A 6,615-nucleotide genomic window follows, 5' to 3' on the forward strand; every position below is an offset into this window, starting at 1 on the left:
CAGTTACTTATGCAAATGCGTCAACAGATGAGTTTCACAGTTGTTTTTGGTCTTCAACACCATTTCATCTTGGCGGTTATTTAAGTGAAACAACACATACATCAAGACAATGGACAGCAGCAGTGACACTAAGGTTGAATTAAAGGCGACGCCAAGCTTATCGACCATGCCGGCAATATCCCCAGCGACGGCTTCTTCGGCCTTGGCCAGCGCCGAGCCGATACCACGCACTGTGCCGACAAATCCGATACTGGGAATGGCCCAAATGAAAAAACGGATCATGGCGTTACCTGCCTCTAACTGCGCGGCAAGAGACTCGACGCTATCACGAATCGCATCGGCAGCGTGCTGCACGTTTTGCGTGTTTTTATAACGACGTAAGCAGTTGATCCACGTAGCAACTGAGCTGTTTTTCGCACTTTCGCCTTGTTCCAGATAAGCCAGCGCCTCATCCACAACTAAAGGCTTATCCTTGGCAAAGGTTTGCAAATAATCGAAGGTAAATACCGGCTCCTCTTTACTGACAATGCGGTAATATTTGTACGCCATCAGAATCAAGCAGAATATAGCCAAAGTGATACAAGCCTGTTGCTCAGCATCTTTGAGTATTACCCACACATTCGCTGTGGCTCCGGCCCCATGAGCGGCAATAGCAGCCTCAGCGGCGGGACGGATAAGGCCCTGATACAAGAGGTGCACAACAACGACGGTAAGCACAAACACACTCACCGACACCCAAAGTGGTAAATTCATGCGCGTATTATCACTACTCATAGTGCATCCTTAAATATCAACGGGGAAAGTGGCCGGCGAGTCGAGGCTAATTTTTGCAGCCACCGCCACTCCCCCTACCGTGCATGCCAATATGACACTGACTAAGCCGACAATAAGTTTACGTTTCATTTTTACCTCTCATAACGCGCTATGCGAAAGCCAATAGTGGCACTTGGCCCGTCGCTAATGATCTTTACGGCGCCGCGCAGCGATTGCATGCGCCCAGATAAATAATTGCCCCCTTTAGCAATGGGGCTCCCAGTAGAGCGCGGCCCGGTGTAGTCGATATGCACTTTGCTCAGATCTGGAGTAACATAAGAGCTGCTATCAAACACCCACTCACTGACATTGCCTGCCAAATCATACAGCCCCGCTTTATCAGCGCGAAAGCTACCGACTGGGGCTTTGTTAGCAAAGCCATCTTGATAGTTGGCAAAGTAGAAAGGCTGCTGACCCTTTAAACTGCTATCAGCAAAGTTACCTGCATCACGAGGAATACGCTCACTATCGCCCCATACATATTTAGTGGCGCGAGCGCGTTTTGCTTTTTTCGCCAACCACTCCCACTCCGCCTCCGTTAATAACCGGTAACCTCGTGCTTGTGGGTTGATACCAAGCAATTGGTTATTGGCGATGCGATAGTAGGGTGTAAGCGCCTCTTGCTCACTCAACCAATTACAGTATTGCAGCGCGCGTAGCCAAGAGATATTGCTCACGGGTAAAGGGGATGGAGCGACATCGTTGGCGAAGGCACTGAATTGCGCTTCGCTGATCTCATGCGCCGACACCCACACTGTTCGTGAAAAATCGACCTTTACCGGAAACTCATTGCGTTTACGACCTATTTCATTTTGCGGCGAACCCATGGTAAAGGCATCCATAGAGAAACGCTTCATCTCTATACCTAAGGTTGATACAAACAAAGGCCGCCCTTCCCTACGCCGAGCGTCAAACTCGGTTAATAGCTCAACATGCATAGTGGTTGGGTGCTCAGCGCTCGGTGTAAGCTTTTTGTGTACCGCGCGATAGCCCGGTTTTGCCACCTTCACATCATGGGCCAACGCTGGCAACGTGGTGGTCAATGGGGTGGTAGCCACAGGCTGCTCACCAATATACACCTGAGCTTGGACATTACTGGTAATAGTCACCTTGCCTTGCTCAGGCTTAAGAGTAATAGGATACGCCTTATGGGCCTGCGGCGGTAAAATCACCTTGCTATTAAAGCTGTAGAACCCCGGTTTGACATAACGCACGCTATGCATGGTATTGGCATCAACCGAGAGCTCAGTCTCACTGACCAACTGACCATTAACAAATAAGCTGCCGCCGCTGGGCTGCAAGGTAAAAGCGAGGGTTGCTTGTTGCGCCTTGAGTTGATAGTTGCGCTCCACACTGGGAAACTGCTCGGTTACCTCGATCTCTTCGGTACTGTCTCTGTAGCCCTGCTTTTGCACGGTGAGTTGATAAATTCCCCCACTAACGGAGAGGGAGAATGGCGTTTGTCCTTGAAGCTGGTCATTGACATAGACATCCGCCCCACTGGGGACGGAAGCAACGTTCAAGGCGCCCTTAATAGGCTTAAGTAAAGGCTCAAGGGTTAATGTTTGTGCACGCTCTAGTTCAATGCGCTTTTGCCAGCGCTGGTAGTAAGGGTTCTCTATGCTTAACTGGTATTGCCCTTGCTCAAGGGGCTCACTGATGGCCGCGCCTTTGCCCAGTAATCGCCCATCCACGACCCACAAGGTATGCTCGGCGAAGGGCACGGACACTTTCGCTGCCAGCGTGCCCGGCTTTGGCTTCAGCTCCACCTCTACCACACTGGCTGTCGTGGCTGTGATTTGCTGTGCATGGTCATAGTATGTTGGTGATGACACTTGCACGCTCACATCACTGGCTAAGCGATATAGTACATTGTCAGACAACCACCCCATGCCTGAAGTGACCTTAAACTGTGCCTGTTGCGCAGCAGGCTCAGGTGAGACTTTAATGGTGTGGCCTTTAACTACAAATAGATAGACAACAACCGTAAGCGCTAATAACAGCGCTAACAAAGCACCAATAAGCATTGGCAACAAAGTGCTTTTTTGCCGCTGCTTGAGTTGTGCGTCTAAATCAGACATAGATCTTAAATCCTTTTAGTACAGGCTATGGTGAGCGATACGCTGTGGCTGTCACTGTTCACGATGAGTTTCTCTTTTACCGTGACATAGCCAGAGCGTCGTCCCTCGATGGTATAGCTGCCGGGCAACAACGGAAGCGTTTTTTCAGTAAACTCACCAAGGCGCTCAACACCAAAAATTCGTACCTGGGTCTCGCCATCTGATAGCAAAGTGATCTGCACAGGCGTGCTCATCTCTTTTAGGTGCGCACGCAAGGTATCAATACCACGAGCTAAATCCCGGGAGTAAGGTTTGAGTGGTTGAGCGCTCATGAGCGCTTGTTCGGCTTGAGCACGCACGCTGCTATCGCTTAAGCGCTGTGGCCGCGTTAAATACACATTAAGTTTTTGCTTGGCGGCTAACACCTCGCGTCCTCGTGCGGCTAGCGCAGTAATGGTGCTATCTCCTGGCGCCTGCTGTAGATATTGCTCGGCCAACTGAATAACCTGTTGCCACTGTTGCTGCTCGCTGGCTTGTAGGAGTAAAGCGCGCGTTTGCTCGGTGCTCAATTGCCTTTGCTGTTTAGCTAACTGAGCCTTTAGCAGCGCCAGAGTATTCTTATCACCTTGCAATTGTGCAATACGCGATATCGCTTGCTGGGCCTGTTGCAGCTGCTGTTGTTGCAACGCCTGCTGAGCCTGCTCTACGGCTGCACTCAATTGGTTTTGTCGCAATGATTCTTGAGCCGCTGCTAATTTTTGTTTTAACTCATCTCGGTTGGGTTGCACTTGAACGAGCTGTTGCAATGCAGTGACTTGCTTAGGTACATCTCGCTCCGCTAACGCTCCTTGATAAACGCGCCACCAGTGCTGTTGCTGCGCAAAACCATCAATGCGCTGTTGCAATTCCTTGATGCGCATATCTTGGTCATTAACCGCCGTTAACTTTTGCACATATAACTGCGCTTCCTGCGGGCGCTGCTGAGTCAATGCCTGCTCAGCTTGTTGATACCAGCTATCAGCTGCCTCAAGCCAGTGCTTCTGTAACTTTTCAGCCATGGCTATCGAACGCTTAAGGTGCGTTTCAACCTCGCGGAATTGGCTTTGCGCAAAGGCTTTCAAGGCCAGTTCATAGGCCTGCGTTGCTTGTTGGTGCTTAGCTGGGGCAAAGGATTGAATCTGACTTCGGGCTAATAGTGGTTGATATTGCTGCTCATAAGCAAGTATCGCCTGCTGCGCTTGCTCACGGTGTTGTTCATTTGCCTCAACAGCGCTGCCTGCCACCTCTGTCGGCGTGCTGGCTTGCTGCTGTACCTCCAAGGTGGTGAAGTAATAAGCCGCAATGCCAGTAGCTACCAACAATACGCTAGCTAGGGCAATCGCCACATAAGTACCCACTTGCGATTGGCGAACCTGAGTCTGCTTTTTTAACTGCTCATCAAGTGAGCTTTGTTCTGGTTGCACAACAATGGCCTTAGGTTACTGCATTAGTTTGCACTACTTTCCAACTGATACATTTTGCGCAAGTGTGCTTTCCATTGCTCATATTGTTCCGCCGCAGTGCCTGTCAGCTCAACTTCTTGCTCATTGAACTCCATCACCTGAGGGCTTAGGGTGAGGTCTAAGCCTTGACCCATTTCGTCAATAACCGCCGACGCTACTCGCAAATTTTCATTGGCCTGATATGCATCTTTCAATAGCCATGCGCTACCCAACGCTCCAGCGGTTTTTGCTACCGCTGTGGATGTGGAAGTGGAGTTATTACCCAAGGCGAGGGCGGCAATAAAGCCTAACGCCCCAATAACCGCTTTAGTATTGCGCTCGGACCGCGCTTCGCGCGCCCGTACGGCTTCCGGTAAGGTCTCTCTTTGCCATTTACGATAGGGGCCATTGGTTGTTTGCTGAAAAACAGCAAACTGATCCTGTAGACGGTCGACAAAAAGCATGTCTTGATTACGCAATACCTCAATGCGCTGCAGCATAGGGTCGTTTTCTGCTGGCATGGCGTTCAGTTCGTACTTGTAGAACTGCGTCCCTCTTTTACTTTCTAACTGTTGCGATAAATACCCATCGAAAGCATCGGGGGCATAGTAGTGGGCATAACGCACTAGAGTGGTGTTTTTAAGTTGTTGCTTTTGCTGCTCTGACATATCCGTTAACAGCTCATAGACATAATCGGCTACCTCAACAAACACCGGCTCGTAGGGGTCTTTATCTTGGTTCATTGCATCGCGAAAGAAGCTTTCCGATACTTGGTGTTCAAAGTCTTCAGTGTCAATGGGTTCACCGCTACTATCGACCACGGTGACTTCTAAACGAATAAATTCTGAGTCTGAATGTAAAACTGTACCTAGCACGTATAAATCGGCACTGGTGTTAGCATTGGGCACCACGGATACGGAACCGAATGCTTTGGTCTTGGCTAAAGCCTGCTTGGTTTCTACGGCAAAACGCTTGGCCTCAGCACGGCGTAGTTGTGGCCATATATCTAGCTCATCAAGCTCTTGATAATCAACGTGGCCGGTATCATCGTCGATAGGGAAGCCGGGGTTGAAAACAGGAATAGCCACATCTAAATAAATATCGCTGTTATACGTATAGCGCTTCGCCTCGGGAGACGGGCTTTGTGATTGCGTGACGCCCGGCCCCACGGCTATAGGCCCAGTCCGTGTAGTGGTAGATTTACAACCACTCACCAATAAGAGTGATATCAATAATGCGCTCATTAGGTGTATTTGAACTAAATATTTCATGTCACTGCCCATCCTTACTGAGTACAACGATAGTCTTCATACTGCTGCAGTAAAGCACTGCGTGTTGCCTCATTGGTTTCCTTCTGAATCTCTTCGTATAGCATAGTGCAAATTATCGAGTCGTTGTCTTTTGGCGCGACCACTTGCTGCTCTCGACCAGGGCCTGCCTTACGCTCTTTATCATCCACCTCAGTGTTATTTTGTGCTTGCTGTTGTAGCATTTCGTTCTGCCCCTGAGCCTGCTTTTGTGTTTGCTGTGTTGCTTGGGCATTGTTATTTCCTGTATCTTCACCCGCCTGCTGTGCCGCCATGCTTTGTTGCACTTGGTCCATGCAAGTACTGTATCGGTTAACTGAATCAAGTAACGCATTTTCCATTAGGCTGATACGCTCTTCTTTGGTTAATGTTGCCGGATCGACCTCTTCAATCTCTACCGCCGTGCAATCATAGGCGCGATAAGGAGGTTGCTCAGCACTCACTGATAAACTGCTCAATAGTATTAATAGTACAAAGCAAGTACGCATATACCTCCTCGGCAGAGTTCAACTGCTTTATAAAGACAACAGATAGACTATATGTATCGTTTTTTAAGCCATAAAAGCAATCATTAGTTTGTAGGATTTTGTTAGCTGGAGATCTCAACAGTGGTATTGATGGTAGCTTTTGCAAGGCTGAAGCCTTGCCTACAGGTGTGGTTTCTTTTAGTTGTTTGGTTCTGTTGTGGGTCGGGATTTATCCCGACTAGATTCTGTAAGGCTAAAGCCTTGCCTACAGATATAGATATGGTGATGAATGTTTAGCTGTGTTGTGGGTCAGGGTTTTACCCTGACTAGGGTGATGCAAGCCTGAAGCCTTGTCTACACGCATAAAAAAACCCGCTGCACTGGTGCAACGGGTCTCTCTAATTAGAAGCCTGGTGATGACCTACTTTCACATGGGCGAACCCACACTATCATCGGCGCAGTTCCGTTTCACTTCTGAGTTCGGCAT

The 6,615-nt window shown here is 49.1% G+C and carries 5 protein-coding genes; all 5 read right to left on the minus strand.

Translation table 11 applies throughout. From position 1 onward, the window contains the following. Positions 1-3 precede the first annotated feature (3 nt). A complete protein-coding gene (locus MHM95_RS18335; protein ID WP_130147963.1) occupies positions 4-774 on the minus strand; it encodes a MotA/TolQ/ExbB proton channel family protein in 771 nt (256 codons plus the stop codon). Positions 775-905: 131 nt separating this feature from the next. Further along, a complete protein-coding gene (locus tag MHM95_RS18340) occupies positions 906-2,894 on the minus strand; it encodes a PEGA domain-containing protein (RefSeq protein ID WP_239385970.1) in 1,989 nt (662 codons plus the stop codon). A gap of 5 nt (positions 2,895-2,899) precedes the next feature. Then, positions 2,900-4,336, minus strand: coding sequence for a hypothetical protein (locus MHM95_RS18345; protein WP_239385971.1), 1,437 nt, complete (start codon positions 4,334-4,336; stop codon positions 2,900-2,902). Between the two features lie 23 nt (positions 4,337-4,359). After that, complete coding sequence (locus tag MHM95_RS18350) at positions 4,360-5,625, minus strand: hypothetical protein (RefSeq protein WP_239385972.1); 1,266 nt, start codon at positions 5,623-5,625, stop codon at positions 4,360-4,362. Positions 5,626-5,639: 14 nt separating this feature from the next. After that, complete coding sequence (locus tag MHM95_RS18355) at positions 5,640-6,149, minus strand: hypothetical protein (RefSeq protein WP_239385973.1); 510 nt, start codon at positions 6,147-6,149, stop codon at positions 5,640-5,642. Positions 6,150-6,615 lie beyond the last annotated feature (466 nt).

Source organism: Pseudoalteromonas sp. CnMc7-15, from assembly GCF_022347925.1.
Lineage (GTDB): Bacteria > Pseudomonadota > Gammaproteobacteria > Enterobacterales > Alteromonadaceae > Pseudoalteromonas > Pseudoalteromonas ruthenica.

Coding starts and splice junctions, on each gene's coding strand:
- MHM95_RS18335 (WP_130147963.1), bottom strand. CDS start 774: ATGAGTAGTGATAATACGCGCATGAATTTACCACTTTGGGTGTCGGTG.
- MHM95_RS18340 (WP_239385970.1), bottom strand. CDS start 2,894: ATGTCTGATTTAGACGCACAACTCAAGCAGCGGCAAAAAAGCACTTTG.
- MHM95_RS18350 (WP_239385972.1), bottom strand. CDS start 5,625: ATGAAATATTTAGTTCAAATACACCTAATGAGCGCATTATTGATATCA.
- MHM95_RS18355 (WP_239385973.1), bottom strand. CDS start 6,149: ATGCGTACTTGCTTTGTACTATTAATACTATTGAGCAGTTTATCAGTG.